The 963-nt window shown below is 38.3% G+C and carries 1 protein-coding gene; it reads left to right on the forward strand.

What is annotated here, in order from left to right:
- The coding region (locus MOC86_RS27150; protein WP_268586992.1) for a group II intron maturase-specific domain-containing protein at positions 1-843 on the forward strand (843 nt) is incomplete at its 5' end.
- Positions 844-963 lie beyond the last annotated feature (120 nt).

Consider the following 963-nt stretch of genomic DNA (forward strand, 5'->3'; position numbering starts at 1 on the left):
TCAGGCTATAAGGTTGACCCTAAGTGTGGAATAGGACGTGTTCTCTATGCCGGTGACTTCGTCATCGCGACCGAAACAAAAGAACAAGCAGAATCTATGTTTCAGCATCTAAGTCCTTATCTGAAAAAGCGTGGTATTGAGCTAAGCCAAGAAAAAACAAAGATTACTCATATAGAGCATGGTTTTGATTTTCTAGGTTTTACAATTAGACAATATAGAACCCAACAAGGTAATAAATTACTTATTAAACCTAGTAAAGACAGCGTAAAGAAAGCTAAGAGTAAAATCAGAGAAACGTTTCACTTGATGAGAGGAAGACCTGTCAAAGAGGTCATCAATATATTGAACCCTATTATAAGAGGCTATGGTCAGTATTGGAAACCTGTAGTAGCTAAGAAAACGTATAGCCATATGGATAACTATATTTTTTCAAAAGTAAAGAAACATCTCAGACAGCTTCACCCAAGAAAATCATCTAAGTGGATAGCCAAACGATACTTTAGAAAACCCCATCATGGGGGAGAAAATAGATGGATTCTCACATGTCCTTTAACCAAGGTACAATTATTAAGGATGTCTTGGACTAAAATTGTAAGACACGTTATGGTGTCTTATAAGAACAGTCCAGATGACCCTTGCTTAAAAGAGTATTGGGTAAAACGAGACCGCAAGGTCTTTGATGCAGAAAATACTTTTGACCGAATGAAAATCGCTAGGAAGCAAGGATATCGCTGTGCGTTGTGCAAACACACTCTTCAGAATGGAGAAGAAGTTATGGTTCACCATTTTGAAGGAATTAGAGGAACGATAAATAAGCTTGTACATAAACCTTGTATGAAATAAGTTGTGGTTATTTGGATAAAGGAAGGCTTGAGCCATGTGAAGGGAAACTTTCAAGCACGGTTCTTAGGGGAGTTGGGGGCAGCGATGCCCCCTGCTTACCCGACTAAACTAATAATGCAT

This window comes from Priestia endophytica (assembly GCF_026790145.1).
Classification (GTDB): Bacteria; Bacillota; Bacilli; order Bacillales; family Bacillaceae_H; genus Bacillus_I; species Bacillus_I endophytica_A.